The 19,829-nt window shown below is 71.5% G+C and carries 24 protein-coding genes; 11 read left to right on the plus strand and 13 right to left on the minus strand.

Annotated features, from left to right (window positions below):
* Nucleotides 1–8: 8 nt before the first annotated feature.
* The 7 genes from BGO91_RS20355 to paaA form a co-directional block, all read right to left on the minus strand.
* Nucleotides 9–647, minus strand: a complete 639-nt coding sequence (locus tag BGO91_RS20355; protein ID WP_290474563.1) for a hypothetical protein — start codon at nucleotides 645–647, stop codon at nucleotides 9–11.
* A 98-nt stretch (nucleotides 648–745) separates the two neighbouring features.
* On the minus strand, nucleotides 746–1,516 hold the full coding sequence (locus BGO91_RS20360; protein ID WP_290474564.1) for an enoyl-CoA hydratase-related protein: 771 nt from the start codon (nucleotides 1,514–1,516) through the stop codon (nucleotides 746–748).
* 11 nt (nucleotides 1,517–1,527) lie between these two features.
* A complete protein-coding gene (gene paaE, locus BGO91_RS20365) occupies nucleotides 1,528–2,634 on the minus strand; it encodes a 1,2-phenylacetyl-CoA epoxidase subunit PaaE (RefSeq protein ID WP_290474565.1) in 1,107 nt (368 codons plus the stop codon).
* 10 nt (nucleotides 2,635–2,644) lie between these two features.
* The gene (gene paaD / locus BGO91_RS20370; protein ID WP_290474566.1) at nucleotides 2,645–3,139 is read right to left on the minus strand and encodes a 1,2-phenylacetyl-CoA epoxidase subunit PaaD; all 495 of its coding nucleotides are present in this window, start codon (nucleotides 3,137–3,139) and stop codon (nucleotides 2,645–2,647) included.
* Nucleotides 3,133–3,921, minus strand: coding sequence for a 1,2-phenylacetyl-CoA epoxidase subunit PaaC (gene paaC / locus BGO91_RS20375; protein ID WP_290474723.1), 789 nt, complete (start codon nucleotides 3,919–3,921; stop codon nucleotides 3,133–3,135). Before paaC ends, paaD begins: the two co-directional genes overlap by 7 nt.
* Nucleotides 3,922–3,965: 44 nt before the next feature.
* Nucleotides 3,966–4,253: a 1,2-phenylacetyl-CoA epoxidase subunit PaaB gene (gene paaB, locus BGO91_RS20380; RefSeq protein ID WP_290474567.1), complete on the minus strand. Its 288-nt coding sequence runs from the start codon at nucleotides 4,251–4,253 to the stop codon at nucleotides 3,966–3,968.
* A complete protein-coding gene (paaA, locus tag BGO91_RS20385; RefSeq protein ID WP_290474568.1) occupies nucleotides 4,250–5,212 on the minus strand; it encodes a 1,2-phenylacetyl-CoA epoxidase subunit PaaA in 963 nt (320 codons plus the stop codon). Before paaA ends, paaB begins: the two co-directional genes overlap by 4 nt.
* 90 nt (nucleotides 5,213–5,302) lie before the next feature.
* Here paaA and BGO91_RS20390 point away from each other — a divergent pair, with 90 nt between their 5' ends.
* The gene (locus tag BGO91_RS20390) at nucleotides 5,303–5,923 is read left to right on the plus strand and encodes a TetR/AcrR family transcriptional regulator (protein WP_290474569.1); all 621 of its coding nucleotides are present in this window, start codon (nucleotides 5,303–5,305) and stop codon (nucleotides 5,921–5,923) included.
* A gap of 74 nt (nucleotides 5,924–5,997) precedes the next feature.
* Here the strand turns inward: BGO91_RS20390 and paaZ are convergent, their stop codons facing one another.
* On the minus strand, nucleotides 5,998–8,082 hold the full coding sequence (paaZ, locus tag BGO91_RS20395; RefSeq protein ID WP_290474570.1) for a phenylacetic acid degradation bifunctional protein PaaZ: 2,085 nt from the start codon (nucleotides 8,080–8,082) through the stop codon (nucleotides 5,998–6,000).
* 48 nt (nucleotides 8,083–8,130) lie between these two features.
* Here paaZ and BGO91_RS20400 point away from each other — a divergent pair, with 48 nt between their 5' ends.
* Nucleotides 8,131–8,544: a hotdog fold thioesterase gene (locus tag BGO91_RS20400; protein ID WP_290474571.1), complete on the plus strand. Its 414-nt coding sequence runs from the start codon at nucleotides 8,131–8,133 to the stop codon at nucleotides 8,542–8,544.
* On the opposite strand, the gene BGO91_RS20405 is transcribed toward BGO91_RS20400, so the two are convergent.
* From BGO91_RS20405 to BGO91_RS20415, 3 genes are all read right to left on the minus strand, one after another.
* Nucleotides 8,519–9,406, minus strand: coding sequence for a 3-hydroxyacyl-CoA dehydrogenase family protein (locus BGO91_RS20405; protein WP_290474572.1), 888 nt, complete (start codon nucleotides 9,404–9,406; stop codon nucleotides 8,519–8,521). The two genes, BGO91_RS20400 and BGO91_RS20405, sit on opposite strands and share 26 nt — an antisense overlap.
* Complete coding sequence (locus BGO91_RS20410) at nucleotides 9,403–10,137, minus strand: enoyl-CoA hydratase/isomerase family protein (protein WP_290474573.1); 735 nt, start codon at nucleotides 10,135–10,137, stop codon at nucleotides 9,403–9,405. The genes BGO91_RS20405 and BGO91_RS20410 overlap by 4 nt, the downstream gene beginning before the upstream one ends.
* Nucleotides 10,138–10,261: 124 nt before the next feature.
* Nucleotides 10,262–10,690, minus strand: coding sequence for an Lrp/AsnC family transcriptional regulator (locus tag BGO91_RS20415; RefSeq protein ID WP_290474574.1), 429 nt, complete (start codon nucleotides 10,688–10,690; stop codon nucleotides 10,262–10,264).
* 127 nt (nucleotides 10,691–10,817) lie between these two features.
* Between BGO91_RS20415 and pdhA the strand changes: the two genes are divergently transcribed.
* The 5 genes from pdhA to BGO91_RS20440 are packed head-to-tail and all read left to right on the plus strand — an operon-like array spanning nucleotide 10,818 to nucleotide 15,490.
* On the plus strand, nucleotides 10,818–11,894 hold the full coding sequence (pdhA, locus tag BGO91_RS20420; protein ID WP_290474575.1) for a pyruvate dehydrogenase (acetyl-transferring) E1 component subunit alpha: 1,077 nt from the start codon (nucleotides 10,818–10,820) through the stop codon (nucleotides 11,892–11,894).
* Nucleotides 11,891–12,961, plus strand: coding sequence for an alpha-ketoacid dehydrogenase subunit beta (locus BGO91_RS20425; protein ID WP_290474576.1), 1,071 nt, complete (start codon nucleotides 11,891–11,893; stop codon nucleotides 12,959–12,961). The genes pdhA and BGO91_RS20425 overlap by 4 nt, the downstream gene beginning before the upstream one ends.
* On the plus strand, nucleotides 12,958–14,361 hold the full coding sequence (locus tag BGO91_RS20430; protein ID WP_290474577.1) for a dihydrolipoamide acetyltransferase family protein: 1,404 nt from the start codon (nucleotides 12,958–12,960) through the stop codon (nucleotides 14,359–14,361). The genes BGO91_RS20425 and BGO91_RS20430 overlap by 4 nt, the downstream gene beginning before the upstream one ends.
* Before the next feature lie 4 nt (nucleotides 14,362–14,365).
* Entirely contained in the window at nucleotides 14,366–14,500 is a 135-nt protein-coding gene (locus BGO91_RS20435) for a hypothetical protein (protein ID WP_290474578.1), read from the plus strand.
* A gap of 39 nt (nucleotides 14,501–14,539) precedes the next feature.
* The gene (locus BGO91_RS20440) at nucleotides 14,540–15,490 is read left to right on the plus strand and encodes a DMT family transporter (protein WP_290474579.1); all 951 of its coding nucleotides are present in this window, start codon (nucleotides 14,540–14,542) and stop codon (nucleotides 15,488–15,490) included.
* Here the strand turns inward: BGO91_RS20440 and BGO91_RS20445 are convergent.
* Both BGO91_RS20445 and msrB read right to left on the minus strand, forming a co-directional pair.
* Complete coding sequence (locus BGO91_RS20445) at nucleotides 15,474–16,025, minus strand: nitroreductase family protein (RefSeq protein ID WP_290474580.1); 552 nt, start codon at nucleotides 16,023–16,025, stop codon at nucleotides 15,474–15,476. The genes BGO91_RS20440 and BGO91_RS20445 overlap by 17 nt on opposite strands.
* Entirely contained in the window at nucleotides 16,022–16,426 is a 405-nt protein-coding gene (gene msrB, locus BGO91_RS20450; RefSeq protein WP_290474581.1) for a peptide-methionine (R)-S-oxide reductase MsrB, read from the minus strand. Before msrB ends, BGO91_RS20445 begins: the two co-directional genes overlap by 4 nt.
* A gap of 182 nt (nucleotides 16,427–16,608) precedes the next feature.
* On the opposite strand from msrB, the gene BGO91_RS20455 reads away from it, so the two are divergent.
* The 4 genes from BGO91_RS20455 (at nucleotide 16,609) to groL (ending at nucleotide 19,709) form a co-directional block, all read left to right on the plus strand.
* Nucleotides 16,609–16,902, plus strand: a complete 294-nt coding sequence (locus BGO91_RS20455) for a DUF3263 domain-containing protein (RefSeq protein WP_290474582.1) — start codon at nucleotides 16,609–16,611, stop codon at nucleotides 16,900–16,902.
* Nucleotides 16,903–16,924: 22 nt separating this feature from the next.
* Nucleotides 16,925–17,473, plus strand: coding sequence for a LytR C-terminal domain-containing protein (locus tag BGO91_RS20460; protein WP_290474583.1), 549 nt, complete (start codon nucleotides 16,925–16,927; stop codon nucleotides 17,471–17,473).
* 185 nt (nucleotides 17,474–17,658) lie between these two features.
* Entirely contained in the window at nucleotides 17,659–17,862 is a 204-nt protein-coding gene (locus tag BGO91_RS20465; RefSeq protein ID WP_021761178.1) for a cold-shock protein, read from the plus strand.
* Between the two features lie 227 nt (nucleotides 17,863–18,089).
* Nucleotides 18,090–19,709 (plus strand): chaperonin GroEL, encoded by a 1,620-nt coding sequence (gene groL, locus BGO91_RS20470; protein ID WP_021761174.1) that lies wholly within the window; start codon nucleotides 18,090–18,092, stop codon nucleotides 19,707–19,709.
* Nucleotides 19,710–19,829: the final 120 nt, after the last annotated feature.

The following is a 19,829-nucleotide window of genomic DNA, read 5'->3' on the forward strand; positions in this document are numbered from 1 at the left end:
TCACAAGGTCACACGTTCCGGGTGTACTTCTCGATCAATGTCGGTCCCGCGAACGTGATCGACTGCTCCTTGTTGGCCGTGACGAATGAACCCTTGTACACCGCACTCATTCGATGGACGACTTTGCAGGTGCCTTTCGAGCCCGAGATGTAGTTCGAACTCGTGCTCGAAATAGACCAGAAGCCGGCGAATCCCGAGAACCATCCGCGGCATTCGAGATTCTTCGTCGTTGAGATGGACGTCCCCTGGAATGTGTAGCTCAAGGAGAACGTGCCCGTGTCGATTCCCAGAACGCTCACCGTGACCGGGTAGGTCGCGGTCCACGTCTGGATGCCGGCATAGGTCGGGGGAGCCGCTGGCTTTACGGTCGGTTCAACGTCGTCCTCGAATTCCACGACGGCGAGCGGATTCGTCGTTGCGGTCTCGAGAAACGCTCGCTGCTCGTCAGCGCTTAGGGCGTCGAATCGAGAGGTGAGTGCGGCTGCGGTTGGTGCGTCGACGTGGAGTTCATTGACGAATACAACGAACTCCGCCGTTGGATCCGTATTCGATGTACCCGCTGCGGCCGCGCCGCTCGTCATCACAGCGACGAGACTGGCGATCGCGACTGCTGCCGCGTTCCTGTTGCGAATGGACAGAATTCTCACGATCTTCCCTCATCCCTGCGATCGTCGTTGACCGCGTGCGGAAATCTTAGAAAGAATTCAGAACGTATAACAACAGCGTATAAAGCTTGAAATACATGCTATCGCCCCGTGAACCGCGGCCGCCGCTTCTCCTGGAAGGCGGTGAAGCCCTCGCGGTAGTCGGCGGTGTCGCGGAGGGCGGCCTGCGCGGCGTTCTCGGCCGCCATCGAGTCCCACAGACCGAGCGTGCCGTCGCGCAGGCCGGCGACGATGCGCTTGCTCGCGAGGTATGCCTGGGTGGCGCCCGTCGCGGCGGTCGTGGCAGCCGCCTCCACCGCCTCCTGCAGCGACTCCGCGGGCAGCGCGCGGCTGAACAGCCCGCCCGCCACCGCCTCGGTGCCGGAGAGCAGCCGGCCCGAGTAGATCAGGTCGAGGGCGCGGTGCGGGCCGAGGCGGGAGACGAGCAGCCAGTGACCTCCCGAGTCGAGGGCGGCGCCGAGCGTGGCGAAGGGGGAGCCGATCTTGGCATCCTCGGCGACGTAGACGACGTCGGTGGCGAGCAGGAGGCCGAGGCCGACGCCGAGCGACGCACCCTGCGCGGCGGCGAAGGTCGGGGCGGGGAAGGCGCTCATCCGGCGCAGCAGCGGGGTGACGAGACCGTCCAGGTAGCCGCTGACGTCGTCTGTCGCGGTGTCGACGCCGGCGATGTCGCGGCCCGCGCAGAACGAGCGGCCCTCGCCGCGCAGCACGAGTGCGCGCACGCCGGCGGCCTCGGCCTCCGCGTACGCCGCATCGAGGGCGCGGAGGTCGTCGGCGCCGAGCGCGTTCAGCCGTTCGGGGGCGTTCAGGGTGACCCGGGCGACCCCGTCGTCGATGCTCAGCTCGATCATGCGCTCGCTCCTCACACGTCGTAGTCGACGACGACCCGGTCGGTCAGGGGATGGGACTGGCAGGTGAGCACGTAGCCGCGCTCCAGCTCCTCGGGCTCGAGGGCGTAGTTCTCGGTCATCCGCACCTCCCCGTCGAGCAGGCGGGCGCGGCAGGTGCCGCAGACGCCGCCCGTGCAGGCGAAGGGGACGTCGGCGCGCACCCGGAGCGCGGCGTTCAGCACGGACTCGTTCGCGTCCACCGGCGTCGTCACGGTGGAGGTGGTGCCGTCCAGGGTGAACTCGATCTCGGCGGTGCGCTCGCCGTCGTGCACGACCACCGGATGCCCGACGTCGCCGCGCACCTCGCCGGGCTCGCCGGTCGTGAACAGCTCGAAGTGCACCGACGTGCGGGGGACGCCGTAGGTCTCCAGCACATCCCGGCACAGCTGCACGAGCTCGAACGGCCCGCACAGGAACCACTCGTCCACGGTGCTCGGCGGAAGGAGGGCGTCGAGCATCCGCCGCAGCCGCTCCTCGTCGATCCGGCCCGACAGCAGCGGCGCCGAGCGCTGCTCGCGCGAGAGCACGTGGTGCAGCGCGAGCCGGGCGGGGAAGCGGTCCTTGAGGTCGGCGAGCTCCTCCAGGAACATCACGTCGATCGCCGTGCGGTTCGTGTACACGAGGGTGAACTGAGCGGAGGGGGAGGCGGTGAGCACGCTCGTGGCGAGCGCCATGAGGGGCGTGATGCCGGAGCCCGCCGCGATCCCGGCGATGTGCCGGCCGTCGAGCGCGCCGAGATCGACGGTGAAGGTGCCCTGCGGGCTCATCACGTCGATCCGGTCGCCCGGCTTCAGCTCGCTCGTCGCCCAGGTGGAGAACGCGCCGCCGAGGTCGCGCTTGATCGCGACGCTGATCCGGCCGTCGCGGTCGACCGACGGCGGCAGCGGTGGCCGGCAGATCGAGTAGCTGCGGCGCAGCTCCCGTCCGTCGACCTCGGCCCGCAGGGCGACGTGCTGGCCGGGCAGATAGTCGTACGCGTCGCGCAGCTCGGGAGGCACGGCGAACGTCACCTCGACGCTGGCCGCGGTCAGCGGCCGCACCTCGGCGACCGCGAGCGTGTGGAAGCGCGCCCGGGCCATCAGCCGGTCCTCACAGGGCCTTGAAGTGGTCGAAGGGCTCGCCGCATCCCTCGCACACGTAGAGCGCCTTGCACGAGGTGGAGCCGAACCGCGACAGCTGCCGGGTGTTCAGCGAACCGCACTGCGGGCACTTCACGGCGAGGGTGAGGCGCACCGGCCCGGTCGCAGCCGCGACCCCGGTGGGCGGGGCGATCCCGAACTCCTCCAGCGCGGCCTTGCCGCTCGCGCTGATCCAGTCGGTCGTCCAGGCCGGGGACAGCTCCAGGCGCACCCGCACGGCGTCGAACCCCTCGCGGGCCAGCGCGCGCACGACGTCCTCGCGGATTGTCTCCATCGCCGGGCAGCCGGAGTACGTGGGCGTCATCACGACCTCCACGCCGTCGTCGGTGACGGTGACCGCGCGCAGGATGCCGAGGTCGTCGATCGTGAGCACGGGGACCTCGGGGTCGAGCACGGCCGCCGCCGCCTCCCACGCCCGGTCGGCCTCCGCGAAGTGGTTCACCATGTCGCCCCCGGATGCTGTCGTGCGAGCACCTGCAGTTCCGCCAGCAGCGGCCCCAGGTGCTCGGAGTGCCGCCCGCGCCGTCCGCCGCCCGCCGAGGCGAACGTGCCCGGCAGCTCCAGCCCGGTCTCGTCGAGCACGGGTCGCAGGCTCTCGTCGAAATCGGGCCGCAGGGTGGAGGGGCGCACGGCGACGCCCTCCAGCCGGTCGATCAGCGGCTCGTCCTGGAACAGCTCCGCCACGCTCGGCCACACGTCCGCCAGGGCGGTGACGGTGCGGCGGCGGGACTCGTCCGTGCCGAGCGCGAGGCGGCGCATCCACTGGTCGGCGTGGTCGCGGTGGTAGTCGACCTCTTTGACCGCCTTGGCGGCGACCCCGGCGAGGACCGGGTCGGTGGAGGCGCGCAGCCGGTCGTACAGCTCGGCGAAGTAGTGGGCGGCGGCGAACTGCCGCACGATCGTGTGCGCGAAGTCGCCGTTGGGCAGCTCGAACAGGTGCGCCGAGCGGAAGGCGTCCTCGTCGCGCCAGTACGCGAGGTCGTCCTCGGTGCGATCGGAGGCCGTGCCCGCGTAGCGCAGCAGGGAACGGGCGTGGCCCAGGAGGTCGAGGGCGATGTTGGCGAGGGCTACATCCTCCTCCAGCTCGGGTGCACGGGAGATCCACATCCCGAGCCGCTGGGCGAGCACGAGCGCGTCGTCGCCGAGCCAGAGCGCGTACTCGGCGACGTCGGGGGAGGCCGGGGTGTCGGACGCGACGAACTCGGCGGACAGCGTGACGGTGCTCAGCTCGACGTGGCCGTGCGGATCGGCGTCGGCGCCCGGGACGGCGGTCACAGGTGCTTCACCCCTTCGCTCTCCGTGTAATAGGTCGCGTGGCGGTAGTTCTTGCCCTCGGGGGAGGTGAAGAACGCCTCCTTGGCGTCGGGGTCGCTCGCGGTGATCGCGTCGGAGCGCACCACCCAGATCGAGACGCCCTCGCTGCGTCGCGTGTAGAGGTCGCGGGCGTTGCGCACCGCCATCTCCTCGTCGGGCGCGTGCAGCGAGCCGACGTGCACGTGGCTCAGCCCGCGGGAGGCACGGACGAACACCTCCCACAGCGGCCAGGTCTCGGCGGTCACGCGGCGGCCTCCGCGCGCTTCGCGGCGTACGCGGCGGCGGCCTCCCGCACCCAGGCGCCGTCCTCGTGCGCCTCGCGCCGCCGCTGCATCCGCTGCGCGTTGCACGGCCCGCGGCCGGCGATCACCTCGTGCAGCTCACTCCAGTCGATCGGCCCGATCTCGTACGCCTGGCGCTCCTCGTCCCAGCGCAGCTGCGGATCCGGGAGGGTGACGCCGAGCGCCTCGGCCTGCGGCACGAGCATCCCGACGAACCGCTGCCGCAGCTCGTCGTTCGAGAAGCGCTTGATCTTCCAGCCCATCGAGCGCGCCGAGTTGGGCGACTCCTCGTCCGGTGGCCCGAACATCATCAGCGACGGCCAGTACCAGCGGTCGACCGCATCCTGCGCCATCTTTCGCTGCTCCGGGGTGCCGCGCATCAGCGTCAACAGGATCTCGAACCCCTGCCGCTGGTGGAACGACTCCTCCTTGCAGATGCGCACCATCGCGCGGCCGTACGGGGCGTACGAGCACCGGCACAGCGGCACCTGGTTGCAGATGGCGGCGCCGTCGACCAGCCAGCCGATCGCGCCCATGTCGGCCCAGCTGAGGGTCGGGTAGTTGAAGATGGAGGAGTACTTGGCCGTGCCCGCGATGAGCTGCTCGGTCATCTCGTCGCGGGTGACGCCGAGCGTCTGCGCCGCGGAGTAGAGGTAGAGGCCGTGCCCCGCCTCGTCCTGCACCTTCGCCATCAGGATGGCCTTGCGCTTCAGGCTCGGCGCGCGCGTGATCCAGTTGGCCTCCGGCTGCATGCCGATGATCTCGGAGTGCGCGTGCTGCGACATCTGCCGCACGAGGGTGCGCCGGTAGGCGTCGGGCATCCAGTCGCGCGGCTCGATGCGCGCGTCCGACGCGATGAGCTCGTCGAAGCGGGCCTGGGCCTCGCGCTCGCCGTGCTCCACCGGGGTGTCGATCGTGGTCATCAGTCCCTCCGTCTCCATCGACGCTCATTAACTGACTGATCGTTCGTTCAGTATATCCTCGTCGCCGCCAGTCGTGCCACACTGGGGCGCATGACCGAGACGCTGCCGACCGACGGACTGCGTGCCGAGGGGCCGCGCTCCGACGGGCTGCGCCGCGGCCGCCCGGGCTACGACCAGCGCGGCATCCTGGAGGTCGCGGTCGCCGCGTTCAACGAGCACGGCTACGACGCCACCTCGATCGGGATGCTCGCCACGCGCCTCGGCCTCTCCAAATCCGCGATCTACCACCACGTCGCGTCCAAGGACGAACTGCTCGCGCTCGCCCTCGACGAAGCCCTCGACGGGCTGGAAGGCGTGCTGCGCTCGCCGGAGGCGACCGACGGTCCCGCCGCCGCCCGGCTCGCAGCGGTACTTCGCGGTGCGGTGAACGTGCTCGCCGAGCGCAAGCCCTACGTCACCCTGCTGCTGCGGGTGCGCGGCAACACCGAGGTCGAGCGGGCCGCACTCGCGCGCCGCCGCGCCTTCGACCGCGCCGTCGCCGACCTCGTCGCCGAGGCCCAGGCCGAGGGCGCGCTCCGAACCGACGCCGACCCGGTCGTCGTCGCGCGCCTCCTCTTCGGCACGATCAACTCGCTGACCGAGTGGTACGACCCCGCCGGCCCGGTCGCACCCGACACCCTCGCCGACGTCATCCTCGCCTTCGCGCTCTGACCTCCCGCCGAGGTTCACGACGTTGCGGTCATTCGGGGCGGAATGAGCGCCACAACGTGAACCTCGGCGGAGGCTCAGTCCTCCTTCGCCACGAGCGTGAGCACGTCGTAGCTCGCGACCAGCTCGTCGCGCTGGTTGCGGATGCGCGCATCCCAGCGCACCTCGCCGTAGTCGTCGGTCTCGCGCGGCGTGATCTGCTTGGCGGTGAGGGTGACGCGGATGCTGTCGCCGGGGACCACCGGGGTGAGGAACCGCAGCTCCTCCAGTCCGTAGTTGGCCAGCACCGGCCCCGGCGCGGGGTCGACGAACAGGCCCGCCGCCCACGACACCAGCAGGTAGCCGTGCGCCACTCGGCCGGGGAAGAAGGGGTTGGCCGCGGCGGCTTCCTCGTCCATGTGCGCGTAGAAGGTGTCGCCCGTGAACGTCGCGAATGCCTCGATGTCGTCGAGCGTGACGCGGCGGGAGGGGGAGGCGACCTGGTCGCCGATCCGCAGGGTCGCGAGCGACTTGCGGAACGGATGCGGCCCGTCCGCCGACGAGACGGCTCCCTCGTGCCACACCCCGGTGACGGCGGTGAGCATGTCGGGCGAGCCCTGGATGGCGGTGCGCTGCATGTGGTGCAGCACGGCCCGGATCCCGCCCAGCTCCTCGCCGCCTCCCGCGCGACCGGGGCCGCCGTGCACGAGGTGCGGCATCGGCGAGCCGTGGCCGGTGGAGGTGCGGGCGTCGTCCCGGTCGAGCAGCAGGATGCGGCCGTTGTAGGCGGCGGAGGCGAGCACGAGGTCCCGCGCGAAGCCGGCGTCGTGGGTCGCGGCGCTCGTCACGAGCGATCCGCCGCCGAGCGCGACCAGTTCGGCGGCCTCGGCGGGCGAGCCGTACGACAGGATGCTCGCGACCGGACCGAACGCCTCGACGGAATGCACGGCGGGCGTGCGTGGGTCGGCGAACCGCAGGAGCAGCGGCGAGACGAACGCCCCGTCCGCGACGACGCCGGTGCTGCCGTCCGCGAGCTGCACGGTGGGATCCCCGAGCTCGCCGACCACGACCTCCCCGCCCGCCTCCAGCAGCCGGCCGACCTGTCGCAGCACCTCGTCCCGCTGCGCGCGGGAGGCCAGCGGCCCCATCGTCACGCCCTCGGCGCGCGGGTCGCCGATGACGACGCGCTCCGCGATCCGGGCGCGTACCGCATCCGCGAGCGCGTCCTCGACTCCGGCCGGCACGATCGCCCGGCGGATGGCCGTGCACTTCTGACCGGTCTTGGCCGTCAGCTCCACGACCAGCTGCTTCACGTACGCGTCGAACTCGGGCGTGCCCGGCACGGCGTCCGGGCCGAGCACCGACGCGTTGAGCGAGTCGGTCTCGCTGGTGAACCGCACGCCGCCGGTCTGGACGGCGGGATGGTCGCGCAGCGCCTGCGCGGTGGAGGCCGACCCGGTGAACGCCACCAGGTCGCCGAGCCGGAGCGCGTCGAAGAGGCCGGGCACCGCTCCGCAGACCAGCTGCAGCGACCCGTCCGGCGGGAGCCCGCTCTCGACGAGGATGCGCACCATCGCCTCGGCGACGTACGCCGTCGGCGTCGCGGGCTTGGCCAGCGTCGGCATCCCGGCCAGGAACGACGGCGCGAGCTTCTCGAGCAGCCCCCAGACCGGGAAGTTGAAGGCGTTGATCTGCACGGCCACCCCGGGCAGCCGGGTGTAGATGTGCTGGCCCGAGAACGAGCCGTCCTTCGACAGGGGTTCGGGAGGCCCGTCCACCACGACCTGCGCGTTCGGCAGTTCGCGCCGCCCCTTCGACCCGTACGTGAAGAGGGCGCCGATGCCGCCGTCCACGTCGATCCAGGCGTCCGCCCGGGTGGCGCCCGCGCGGGCCGACGCGTCGTACAGCTCCTGCTTGCGCTCGGTGAGCGCCTGCGCGAACGCCTTGAGCAGCAGCGCGCGCTGGTGGAAGGTCAGCGCGCCGAGGGAGGCCTGCCCGACGGTGCGGGCGTGGTCGAGCGCGGCGGCGAGGTCGAGGCCGACCGCCCCGACGCGGGTCACGAGCTCGCCGGTGGAGGCGTCGAGCACATCGGTCGCGGCGGTGTCGTCGGCGGGCGTCCACCATTCCCCGTGCACGAAGCTGGGCAGCACGGTGCTGGGGGATGCGTCGCTGGGTGGCGTCATCGGATTCCTCCTCGGAGAGCGGACCCGGCCGGCACGTATGCTGGCCGCATGGTCGACGGAGACACGGGCAGTGGATGGACGATCGAGCTCGGTGAGCTCGACGAGAAGATGGGTGTGCGCATCCTGGAGCAGTCGGCGGAGCGTGTCGTCGCGACGATGCCGGTGGAGGGCAATCGCCAGTCGTTCGGGCTGCTGCACGGTGGAGCGTCGGTCGCCTTCGCCGAGGCGTTGGGCTCGTGGGCTGCGGTGATCCACGCCGGTCCCGGCCGGAGCGCGGTCGGCGTCGACATCAACGCCACGCACCACAAGTCCGCGAGCTCGGGGCTGGTCACCGGGGTCGCGACGGCCATCCGGCTCGGCCGCACCATCGCGTCGCACGAGATCGTGGTGACCGACGAGAACGGCGACCGGCTCTGCACGGCGCGCATCACCAACCTCATCGTGGACGCCCCGGGCCGCTAGCCGCAGCGCCACCGGCATCGGGCCAGGAGTAGAACCCGCGGCCCGACTTGCGGCCCAGCATCCCCTCGGCGACCATGCGCCGCAGCAGCTCCGGCGGCTCGAACCGCGGGCCGAGCTCGCGCGCCAGGTACTCGGCGATGTCGAGGCGCACGTCGAGGCCGACCAGATCGGTCAGCCGCAGCGGGCCGACGGGATGCCGGTAGCCGAGCTCCATCGCGCCGTCGATGTCCTCGGGCGAGCCGACGCCCTCCTCGATCATCCGGACCGCCTCCAGGCCGAGCAGGACGCCGAGCCGCGAGGACGCGAAGCCGGGAGAGTCGCGCACGACGATCGCGGTCTTGCCGATCGCCTGCACCCATCCCGTGACCGCCGAGAGGGCGGACGGCGCCGTCGCCGATCCGGCCACGACCTCGACCAGGGCGGAGGCCGGGACCGGGTTGAAGAAGTGCATCCCGGCGAACCCGCCCGGCCGGCGCAGCGATGCCGCCAGCGCGTCGATCGAGAGGGAGGAGGTGTTGGTCGCCAGCACCGCGGTGGGGTCGAGCAGCTCCTCGGCGCGCCGAAGCGCTTCCGCTTTCAGGTCCGGGAGCTCAGGCACCGCCTCGACGACGAGCTGCGAGCCGGCCAGCGCCTCCCACGCGGTGCCGACGACGAGCGCGTCGTCGTCGGGAGCCGTCTCGCCGCGCTCGATGCTCACCGCGACCGAGTGGAGGATGCGCTCGCGTGCCGCGTCGGCGGACGCCTGGTCGCGCTCGACCACCGCCACCCGAGAACCCGCCATCAGGAAGGCGTGCGCGATGCCGGCGCCCATCCGTCCGCCGCCGACCACGCCGACCCGCTCGGGCGCGCCGCCCGCGCTCACCGTCGCCTCCGCTCGAGGAACGCCGTCATCCGCCGATGCTTCTCGGGCGAATCGAACAGCACGGCTTGGGCCTCCCGCTCCGCGCGGGGATGGTCGCTCTCGGGAGCCGCCAGCACCTCTTTGGTGTACCGCGTCGCGAGGGGATCGTTCGCGGCGATGCGGTCGGCGAGGGCGTGAGCGCCCGCCAGCAGTTCATCGGGCTCGAACAGGTCGGAGACCAGGCGGGCGGCGAGCGCCTCCTCCCCGGAGAGCACCCGTCCGGCGAGCACCATCTCCTTCGCGAGCGGCTCGCCGACGAGCCGGGGGAGGCGCCACAGCGCGCCGGCCGCGGCGATGATCCCGAGCCCCGTCTCCGGGTTGCCGATCCGCAGCCGCGGCGTGCCGAGGCGGAAGTCCGCCGCGTACGCGAGCTCGGCTCCGCCGCCCAGGGCGTAGCCGTCGAGGGCCGCGATGACCGGCATCGGCAGTTCGGCGATGCGGGTGAAGATCGTGGCGTTGATCGCGTGTCGGGCGTCGACGGCGGTGCGCTCGCGCAGCTCCGCGATGTCGGCTCCCGAGGCGAAGACCCCGTCCGAACCGGTCAGCACCAGGATGCGCGGATCGCGTTCGAGGGTCTCGCAGACCTCGTGCAGCTCATCCACCATCCGCTGGTCGATCGCGTTGCGCCGCTCGGGCCGGTCGAGCGTCACGACCACGCGGTCCGCTGTCTCGGCGACCCGCAGCGTCTCCATCGCGCCTCTCCCTCGAATCGCGAATTACCGAACGAACGTTCAGTGAGTAAATAGTCGCAGAGCCGTGCGCCCCTGGCAACCCGCGCCCATCCGGCGGAGGGGGAGGCAGAGGGGGCCAGCGCGCTCAGCGCAGGTCGTGGTCCTCGAAGACGAGGGACGTCTTCGTGTCGCGCACCGAGGGGATGCTCGTGAGCTCCTCCAGGATCACGCGCCGCAGGTCCTCGTTGTCGCGGGCCCGCACCAGCAGGATCACGTCGAAGTCCCCGCCGACGAGGGCGAAGTGCTCGACCTCCGGGATGCTGCCGAGCGTGTCGCGCAGCGCGTGCCACTCCGCCTGGTCGACCCGCAGCGTCACGTAGGCGGAGGAGGCGCGACCCGACTTGCGCGGGTCGACCTTGGCGGTGAAGCCGGTGATGACGCCCTCCTCGACCAGCCGGGCCACCCGCGCGTACGCGTTCGCCCGCGAGACGTGGGCGGACTCGGCCACCGCCGTGATGGAGGCGCGGCCGTCGCTGCGCAAAGCGTCCAGGATGCGTACGTCGATGTCGTCCATGGTGGGAGACATCCTGCCACGAAGATCGGGGCGGCGGCACTGTTCGTCTCGATACCGGGGGATCGGTGGCGCGAGCGGTCCAGTGAAGTCATCCTGAGAGTGAGCGACGTCTTTCGAAGGAGAAACGATGCACTCGGACGATCTGCTGCCCGGCGACACCCCGCTGAGGCTCATCGACGAGGAGGGCTCGGGCCACCCGCACGAGCACCACCCGTTCCCGACCGCCGACCGGCTGGTCGACGGCTACCGGCGCCTCGTGCTGGGCCGACGGCTCAACGAGCAGGCCGACGCCCTGGTGCGTCAGGGCAAGCTCGCGGTCTACCCGTCGTCATACGGGCAGGAGGCCGCCGAGGTCGCCGCCGCGCTCGTGCTCGGCGAGCGGGACTGGCTGTTCCCGACCTACCGCGACACCGTCGCCGTCATCACCCGCGGGGTCGACCCGTTCGAGGCGATGCTGATGCTGCGCGGCGACTGGCACTCCGGCTACGACCCCCGCGAGCACAACGTCGCGCCGCAGGCGACACCGCTGGCGACCCAGCTGCTCCACGCCGTCGGCTTCGCCCACGCCGCCCGCCTGCGCGGGGAGGACACGGTCGTGCTCGCCATGTGCGGCGACGGCGCCACCAGCGAGGGCGACTTCCACGAGGCCCTCAACTTCGCCGCGGTGTTCCACCTCCCGGTCGTCTTCCTCGTGCAGAACAACGGGTACGCGATCTCCGTGCCGCTCAGCCGCCAGACCGCCGCGCCGAGCCTCGCGCACAAGGGCATCGGCTACGGGATGCGCGGGCGCCGCGTGGACGGCAACGACCTCGCCGCACTGCTCGCCCTGCTGGGGGAGGCCGTGGACGAGGCGCGCGAGGGAGGCGGCCCGACGCTGGTCGAAGCCGTCACCTACCGGGTCAAGCCGCACACGAACGCCGACGACGCCACGCGCTACCGCACCTCCGACGAGGTGGAGCCGTGGCTCGCCCGCGACCCGCTGCTGCGACTGCGCACCTGGCTCCAGGCGCAGGGAGCGCTCACCGACGGCGACGACGCGGAGGCCCACGCGCACGCCGAGAGCGTCGCCACGCGGGTCCGCGCGCAGCTCGTCGCGGAGGCGGAGCCGCATCCCGAGGACCTCTTCGCCTACGTCTACTCCACACCCACCCCGCAGCTGCGCGAACAGGCGCAGCAGCTCGCCGCCGAGGAGGCCGCCCGATGACGCTCATGCACGACGCGCCCGCCGACCGCTCCGCCGGCGAGCCCGACCGCTCCGCCGACCCGGCCGGCTCCGCCGACGCGACCGGCCGCCTGACCCTCAGCATGGCGCAGGCCCTCAACCGCGCCCTCGCCGACGAACTCGCCGCCGACCCGGCGGTCCTCGTCTTCGGCGAGGACGTCGGGCCCCTCGGCGGCGTCTTCCGCATCACCGACGGCCTCACCGCCCGCTTCGGCGAGGACCGTTGCTTCGACACCCCGCTCGCCGAGGCCGGCATCGTCGGCACCGCGGTCGGCATGGCCATGAACGGGATGCGCCCCGTCGTCGAGATGCAGTTCGACGCCTTCGCCTACCCGGCGTTCGAGCAGATCGTGGACCACGTCGCCAAGATGGGCAACCGCACCCGCGGGGCCGTCCGGTTGCCGCTGGTCATCCGCATCCCGTACGCGGGCGGAATCGGCGGCGTGGAGCATCACTCCGACTCGTCCGAGGCGTACTACGCGCACACCCCGGGCCTCACGGTCGTCTCGCCCGCGACCCCGGCCGACGCGTACGGCCTCCTGCGCGCGGCCATCCGCCATCCCGACCCCGTCGTGTTCCTCGAGCCCAAGAAGCTGTACTGGGCGACCGGCGAGGTCGACACCGCCGCGCCTCTGCCCGAGATCGGCCGGGCCCGCATCGCCCGGGAGGGTACGGATGCGACGCTCATCGCCTACGGCCCCTCCGTCCCCGTCGCGCTCGCCGCGGCGGAGGCGGCCGCCGAGCAGGGTCGCAGCATCGGCGTCGTCGATCTGCGCAGCCTCGTGCCGTTCGACGACGAGACGGTGTGCGCGGCCGTGCGCGCCACCGGTCGCGCCGTCGTGATCGCCGAGGCGCCGGGATTCGCGAGCATGGCGAGCGAGATCGCCGCGCGGGTCTCGGAGCGCTGCTTCCACCACCTCCTCGCGCCCGTGCGCCGCGTCACCGGCTTCGACACCCCGTTCGCGCCGCCCAAGCTCGAGTCCTTCTATCTGCCGAACGTCGACCGCGTGCTCGACGCGATCGACACCCTGCAGTGGGAGGACGCGTGACCGCCCGCGTCTTCGCCCTCCCCGATCTCGGCGAGGGCCTCACCGACGCCGAACTCGTCCGCTGGCTGGTCGCGCGCGGCGACGCGGTCGTCGTCGACCAGCCCATCGCCGAGGTGGAGACCGCCAAGTCGGTCGTGGAGGTCCCCTCGCCGTTCGCCGGGATCGTCGCGGCCCTGCACGGCGAGGAGGGCGAGACGATCGCGGTGGGCGCACCGCTGCTGGAGGTCGAGGAGGCCGGAGCGCCCGCAGAGCAGCCGCCGACCAGCATCCCGGAGGCCGCGGCGTCGTCCGGGGGCTCCGGCCAGGTGCTCGTCGGCTACGGCACGACCGACGTGACGGGAGGCCGCCGGGCCCGCGTCGCGGTCGCCACGGCAGGCACCCGCGGGGCGACGGCCGCGACCACCGCCGTCGCCTCCACCGCTCCCACCGCCTCGGCCGCTTCCGTCGCCCCGCACATCGTCCCGGTGGTCTCGCCGGTCATCCGAGCGCTCGCGCGGAGTCACGGCATCGACCTCGCGACGCTCCGCGCCTCCGGAGACGGCGGCGTCGTCACGCGCGCGGACGTGGAGGCCGCCTTCGCCGCCTCCTCGGCGCCGACTCCGGCCCCCGCCGCAGCCACCGCCCCGCCGCTCCCACAGCCCGACGCACATCCCGCCCCCGACTCCCGCACCGGCCTCGCCGTGCGCGCGACCGAGCCGTTCTCGCGCTTCCGCCGCACGGTCGCCGAGACGATGTCGCGCAGCCGGGCCGAGATCCCGGAGGCGACGGTGTGGGTGGATGTGGACGCCACGGACCTCTGGAACGGCCGCCGCCGCCTCCAGCTCGACGGGCGCACCCCCTCGCTGCTCTCCTTCATTGCCCGCTTCGCGCTGGCCGCCCTCGCCCGCCGCCCCGAGCTGGCCTCCCGCGTCACCGCCGACGGCGCCGGCCTGGAGTTCTTCGACGGCGTCAACCTCGGCGTCGCGGTGGACACCCCGCGCGGCCTCGTCGTCCCCGCCGTCCGCCGCGCCGACCTGCTCTCGGTGCGGCAGCTCGACGCCGAGTTCGACCGCGTCGCCCGTGCCGCGCGCGACGGCTCCCTCGGGCCGGCCGAGCTCACCGGCTCCACCTTCACGATCAACAACTACGGCAGCCTCGGCGTGGACGGCAGCGCCGCCATCATCAACCACCCCGAGGTCGCCATCCTGGGCGTCGGGCGGATGATCGAGCGCCCCTGGGTCGTCGACGGCGCCATCGTCCCGCGCCGCATCGCGCAGCTCTCGCTCGTCTTCGACCACCGGGTGACCGACGGCGGGGTCGCCGCCGGGTTCCTGCGCGACATCGCCGACGCGATCGAATCGCCCCTCGGTGTACTGGCCGACGCGCCGCCGCCGGGCGCTCCGGCACCGGGCATAGGGTGAAGCCATGACCGACGAGAAGAACACCGACAAGAACGGCGAGGACTACGACCTCTCCGACGAGAAGCTGGTCGCCCCCGAGGAGAACATCGACTGGCTCCCTCACCCGGAGCCCACCGACGGCGAAGCCCCCGCTCCCTGACCCGCGACCGCGCACGCCCGCGCGGATAGTGTTGGGGGAGTGACCCCTCGTACCTTCCCCCTGTGGCTGGCGCTCGTCATCGCGATGGTCTGCGGTGCGGGCGTCGCCCTCCAGTCCCGCATCAACGGGGAGCTCGGCCGGAGGCTCGGCGACGGGTTCACGGCCGCCGCGATCTCCTTCGGCTCGGGGCTCGTCATCCTGCTCGTCGCCCTGGCCATCGCACCCGCCGGCCGGCGGGGCCTCGGCCGCGTCCGTGACGCGCTCCGCGGCGGCGAGCTGCGCTGGTGGTACGTGTGCGGCGGCGCGGCAGGAGCGTTCCTCGTGCTCTCGCAAGGCCTCACCGCGGCCGTCCTCGGCGTCGCGCTCTTCACGGTCTCGGTCGTCGCCGGTCAGACAGTGAGTGGCCTCGTGCTCGACCGCATCGGGCTCGGTCCCGGTGGCCGTCGCCCGCTCACGCCGGCCCGGATCGCCGGAGCGGTCATCGCCCTCCTCGCCGTCACCTGGGCGGTCTCCGCGCAGTTCGGCGGCAGCGTGCCGGTGTGGATGATGCTCCTCCCGCTCATCGCCGGGCTCGGGATGGGGTGGCAGCAGGCCGTCAACGGTCAGGTGCGCGTCGTCGCCGAGAGCGCCTTGACCGCGACCTTCATCAACTTCCTCGTCGGCAGCACCGTGCTCGTCATCCTGATGCTCGTGCACTGGGCGCTCGCGGGGCTGCCGAAGCCGCTGCCGACGGAGCCGTGGCTCTATCTCGGCGGCGCGATCGGCTGTGTCTTCATCGCGGGCGCCGCGCTGCTCGTGCGGGTGACCGGCGTGCTGCTGCTCGGCCTCGCGACCGTGGCCGGCCAGCTCCTGACCGCGCTGCTGCTCGACCTGCTCGCACCGACCTCGAGCGCGCCGGTGGCGTTCTCGACGATCGGCGGCACGCTGCTCGCCATCGTGGCGGTCGGCGTCGCCAGCGTCCGCTGGGGCGCCCTCAGTCGAGGACGCTGAGGAAGCGCTCCGCGGCCAGCGGCTTGCGGTGCCCTTCCTTGCTGCCGGCCGGGATGCCGCCCACGTAGAGCCAGCCGAGCAGCCGTTCGTTCTTCTTCAGGCCGTGCATCTGATGGACGGCCTTCGCGCGGGTCTGGTGCCCGGTGCGCCAGATGACGCCCCAGCCCGCGTCGTGCAGCAGCAGGCTCAGGATGTGCGCGACGCCGGACGCCACCGCGTCCTGCTCCCAGCCGGGCACCTTGCTGCTCTTCTTGCGGTCGGCCACGATCGCCAGCAGCAGCGGGGCGCGCAGCGGCTTCGTCGCGATCTTCTCGGCCTCCGAGCCGCGCGCCTTCGCGTCCTTCGCGAACGCGCGCCCGAGACGCAGACGGGCGTCGCCGCGCAGCTCGATCACCCGCCAGGGGTGCAGAGCGCTGTGGTCGGCGACGCGTCCCGCCGCGGCGACGAGCGGCAGCAGCTCCTCGTGCGTCGGAGCGGCCTCCGTCACGCGGGAGTACGACCGACGCGCGCCGACGCGGGCGGGGAGGTCGCTCATCCGGCGTCCGGGGTGAAGTTGAGCGAGATCGAGTTCATGCAGTAGCGGTCGCCGGTGGGGGTGCCGAAGCCGTCGGGGAAGACGTGGCCGAGGTGCGATCCGCAGTTCGCGCAGCGGACCTCGGTGCGCACGACGCCGAGGCTGTCGTCCTCGAGCAGCTGCACGGCCTCCGGGCGCACCGACTCGTAGAAGCTCGGCCAGCCGCACCCGCTGTCGAACTTGGTGCCCGACTTGAACAGCTCCGCGTTGCACGCCGCACAGGTGTAGAGACCGGCCCGGCCCTCGTCGAGCAGTTCGCCCGTCCACGGCCGCTCGGTGCCGGCTTCGCGCAGCACCGCGTACTGCTCGTCGCTGAGCTCCTCGCGCCACTGGTCGTCGGTCTTCGAGACCTGGTAATCCATCGGGGGTGCCTCCATGGGGGTTCGGTGGTCTGACTACACCCTAAACGGGCGGCGGGCGCGTCCTGTTCCCTGTTTCAGACGCGACGTGCCGGGGCCAAACGGCCAACACACAGGACCTCCCGCCTAGGATGAGCGGCGAGCGTTCAACGGAAGGCGGCGGTTCGAGGGAAGGCGGCACGCGCGTGGCCGAGGCTGCAGAGCACCACGGGGCCGAGCCCCGTCGCCCTGGCCTGAGCGAGCGCGACATCGCCATCCTCGCCTTCGAACGCCAATGGTGGCGGCACGCCGGCGCCAAGGAGCAGGCCATCCGCGAGGAGTTCGGTCTTTCCGCCGCACGGTACTATCAGCTCCTCGGAGCCCTGATCGACCGTCCGGCCGCTCTCACGCACGACCCGATGCTCGTCAAGCGGCTGCTCCGGCTCCGCGAGACGCGGCAGGCCGCCCGTCGGACCAGGGCGCTGCCCGCCGACGACTGACCCCCGAGGAAACCACCCCAAGATGGCAGAGAAGTTCCCCCGCGACCGGTTCGACGAGATCCCGGGCGACATCCAGCGCGTCGGCGCGCACCGTGCCCCTCGTCCCCGCGGTCGCGGCTGGATCGCCGTCGGCTGGGCCGCCCTGGCGACCGTCGTCCTCGTGGGCGCCGGCATCTTCGGCCTCTCACTCGTCAACGGCGCCATCTCGTTCAACGGCTCGACCCCGTCCGGCTCGGCCACCCCCACCCCGACGCCGACCCCCACGCCGACGATCGTCCCCACGGTCGACCCCAGCCTGTCCGTCAACGTGCTGAACGGCACCGCGACCAGCGGACTCGGCGGCAAGGTCGGCGACGTGCTGACGGCGGCGGGCTGGAAGGTGGGCGCGGTCGCCAACGCCGACATGACGAACCTGACCAAGACGGTCGTCTACTACTCCGACCCGGCGAAGGAGGCGGCCGCCCTCGGCGTCGCCCAGTCGCTGCCCGGCGCGACCATCCAGAACACTCAGGACTTCGCAGACACCGGCGCCGACATCACGGTGGTCGTCGGTTCCGACTACACCGGCTGACCCCGCCACCCGATCGCCGGTGCTGCCGGAGCGGGCGCGAGCCCTTTGTTTCCGGCGTGTTTAACTTTCGGCGGAATTCGTAACGGTTTCACAAAAAAGCTGGCAATTACCCGTATTGCACGCATTATTATCGGTCCAACGCGCGGCGCTGGACCGCGCTTGCGACACAGCAATGGGAGTAATGCATGGCGAACGGAACCGTGAAGTGGTTCAACGCTGAAAAGGGCTACGGATTCATCACCGTCGATGGTGGGGGGCAGGACGTTTTCGTTCATTACTCCGCAATTGACATGTCCGGGTACAAGGTCCTCGAGGAGGGCCAGCAGGTCGTGTTCGAGGTCGGTTCGGGGAACAAGGGTCCCCAGGCCGAGTCGGTGCGCCTGGCCTAGAACCCAGCGATTCGACGAGAGGAGCGCCGCCCCGCAAGGGCGGCGCTCTCCTGTGCGCGGGGCATCGACGCCCCGCGCACCGTCGTCTGCGCGCCGCAGCGTCGCGGCGCCTCCCTCCCTCGTCTTGCACTCGACCGCAGCGAGTGCCAGAATCGCTTTAGCACTCCATCTGATCGAGTGCTAATAGACCGAATCTTTCGCAGACGTCCGGGAGGGACGAGAAACACATGGCAAAGATCATTGCTTTCAACGAGGACGCGCGTCGCGGCCTCGAGCGCGGCCTGAACATCCTGGCCGACACGGTCAAGGTGACCCTCGGCCCGCGCGGCCGCAACGTCGTCCTCGAGAAGAAGTGGGGCGCTCCCACCATCACGAACGACGGTGTCTCCATCGCGAAGGAGATCGAGCTCGACGACCCGTACGAGAAGATCGGTGCGGAGCTCGTCAAGGAGGTCGCCAAGAAGACCGACGACGTCGCCGGTGACGGCACCACCACCGCGACCGTCCTCGCCCAGGCGCTCGTCAAGGAGGGCCTCCGCAACGTGGCCGCCGGCGCCGACCCCATCACGCTGAAGCGCGGCATCGAGAAGGCCGTCAAGGCCGTCACCGAGGAGCTCATCTCCAGCGCCAAGGAGGTCGAGACCAAGGAGGAGATCGCCGCCACCGCGTCCATCTCCGCCGGCGACAGCACCATCGGCGACATCATCGCCGAGGCGATCGACAAGGTCGGCAAGGAGGGCGTCGTCACCGTCGAGGAGTCGAACACCTTCGGCACCGAGCTCGAGCTGACCGAGGGCATGCGCTTCGACAAGGGCTACCTGTCGCAGTACTTCGTCACCGACCAGGACCGCCAGGAGGCGGTCTTCGAGGACCCGTACATCCTCATCGCCAACCAGAAGATCTCCTCGATCAAGGACCTGCTCCCGATCGTCGACAAGGTCATCCAGGCCAACAAGCAGCTCCTCATCATCGCTGAGGACGTCGACGGCGAGGCCCTCGCGACCCTGATCGTCAACAAGATCCGCGGCATCTTCAAGTCCGTCGCCGTCAAGGCCCCGGGCTTCGGCGACCGCCGCAAGGCCATGCTGCAGGACATCGCGATCCTCACCGGCGGCCAGGTCATCTCCGAGGAGGTCGGCCTCAAGCTCGAGAACGTCACCCTCGACCTGCTCGGTCAGGCCCGCAAGGTCGTCATCACCAAGGACGAGACCACCATCGTCGAGGGCGCGGGCGACCCGGAGCAGATCGCCGGCCGCGTGGCCCAGATCCGCAACGAGATCGACGCCACCGACAGCGACTACGACCGCGAGAAGCTGCAGGAGCGTCTCGCGAAGCTCGCCGGCGGCGTGGCCGTCATCAAGGCGGGCGCGGCCACCGAGGTCGAGCTCAAGGAGCGCAAGCACCGCATCGAGGACGCCGTCCGCAACGCGAAGGCCGCCGTCGAGGAGGGCATCGTCGCCGGTGGTGGCGTCGCCCTCATCCAGGCCGGCAAGCTCGCCTTCGAGAAGCTGGAGCTCGTCGGTGACGAGGCCACCGGTGCGAACATCGTCAAGGTCGCCATCGAGGCGCCCCTGAAGCAGATCGCCATCAACGCGGGCCTCGAGGCCGGCGTCGTGGTCGAGAAGGTCCGCAACCTCCCTGTCGGCCACGGCCTCAACGCCGCGACCGGGGAGTACGTCGACATGCTCGCTTCGGGCATCAACGACCCGGTGAAGGTGACCCGCTCGGCGCTGCAGAACGCCGCGTCGATCGCCGGCCTCTTCCTCACCACCGAGGCCGTCGTCGCCGACAAGCCCGAGAAGAACCCGGCTCCGGTCGGCGACCCGACGGGCGGCATGGACTTCTGAGTCCCACCGCGTCGAGTCTTCTCACGCACTGACGCAGAGGGCGTCTCCCTTCGGGGAGGCGCCCTCTCGTCGTTTCGATACGGCACCGTTATGCGCGGCGCCCGCGCCCGGCCCGCGCTC

The organism is Leifsonia sp. 71-9 (genome assembly GCF_001898805.1).
Classification (GTDB): Bacteria; Actinomycetota; Actinomycetes; order Actinomycetales; family Microbacteriaceae; genus Leifsonia.

Coding starts and splice junctions, on each gene's coding strand:
- paaA (WP_290474568.1), bottom strand. CDS start 5,212: ATGACCACGATCGACACCCCGGTGGAGCACGGCGAGCGCGAGGCCCAG.
- BGO91_RS20465 (WP_021761178.1), top strand. CDS start 17,659: ATGGCGAACGGAACCGTGAAGTGGTTCAACGCTGAAAAGGGCTACGGA.
- BGO91_RS20415 (WP_290474574.1), bottom strand. CDS start 10,690: ATGGACGACATCGACGTACGCATCCTGGACGCTTTGCGCAGCGACGGC.
- groL (WP_021761174.1), top strand. CDS start 18,090: ATGGCAAAGATCATTGCTTTCAACGAGGACGCGCGTCGCGGCCTCGAG.
- BGO91_RS20410 (WP_290474573.1), bottom strand. CDS start 10,137: ATGGAGACGCTGCGGGTCGCCGAGACAGCGGACCGCGTGGTCGTGACG.
- BGO91_RS20400 (WP_290474571.1), top strand. CDS start 8,131: ATGGTCGACGGAGACACGGGCAGTGGATGGACGATCGAGCTCGGTGAG.
- BGO91_RS20390 (WP_290474569.1), top strand. CDS start 5,303: ATGACCGAGACGCTGCCGACCGACGGACTGCGTGCCGAGGGGCCGCGC.
- paaD (WP_290474566.1), bottom strand. CDS start 3,139: ATGGTGAACCACTTCGCGGAGGCCGACCGGGCGTGGGAGGCGGCGGCG.
- BGO91_RS20445 (WP_290474580.1), bottom strand. CDS start 16,025: ATGAGCGACCTCCCCGCCCGCGTCGGCGCGCGTCGGTCGTACTCCCGC.
- msrB (WP_290474581.1), bottom strand. CDS start 16,426: ATGGATTACCAGGTCTCGAAGACCGACGACCAGTGGCGCGAGGAGCTC.
- BGO91_RS20435 (WP_290474578.1), top strand. CDS start 14,366: ATGACCGACGAGAAGAACACCGACAAGAACGGCGAGGACTACGACCTC.
- BGO91_RS20460 (WP_290474583.1), top strand. CDS start 16,925: ATGGCAGAGAAGTTCCCCCGCGACCGGTTCGACGAGATCCCGGGCGAC.
- paaZ (WP_290474570.1), bottom strand. CDS start 8,082: ATGACGCCACCCAGCGACGCATCCCCCAGCACCGTGCTGCCCAGCTTC.
- BGO91_RS20360 (WP_290474564.1), bottom strand. CDS start 1,516: ATGATCGAGCTGAGCATCGACGACGGGGTCGCCCGGGTCACCCTGAAC.
- paaE (WP_290474565.1), bottom strand. CDS start 2,634: ATGGCCCGGGCGCGCTTCCACACGCTCGCGGTCGCCGAGGTGCGGCCG.
- pdhA (WP_290474575.1), top strand. CDS start 10,818: ATGCACTCGGACGATCTGCTGCCCGGCGACACCCCGCTGAGGCTCATC.
- BGO91_RS20425 (WP_290474576.1), top strand. CDS start 11,891: ATGACGCTCATGCACGACGCGCCCGCCGACCGCTCCGCCGGCGAGCCC.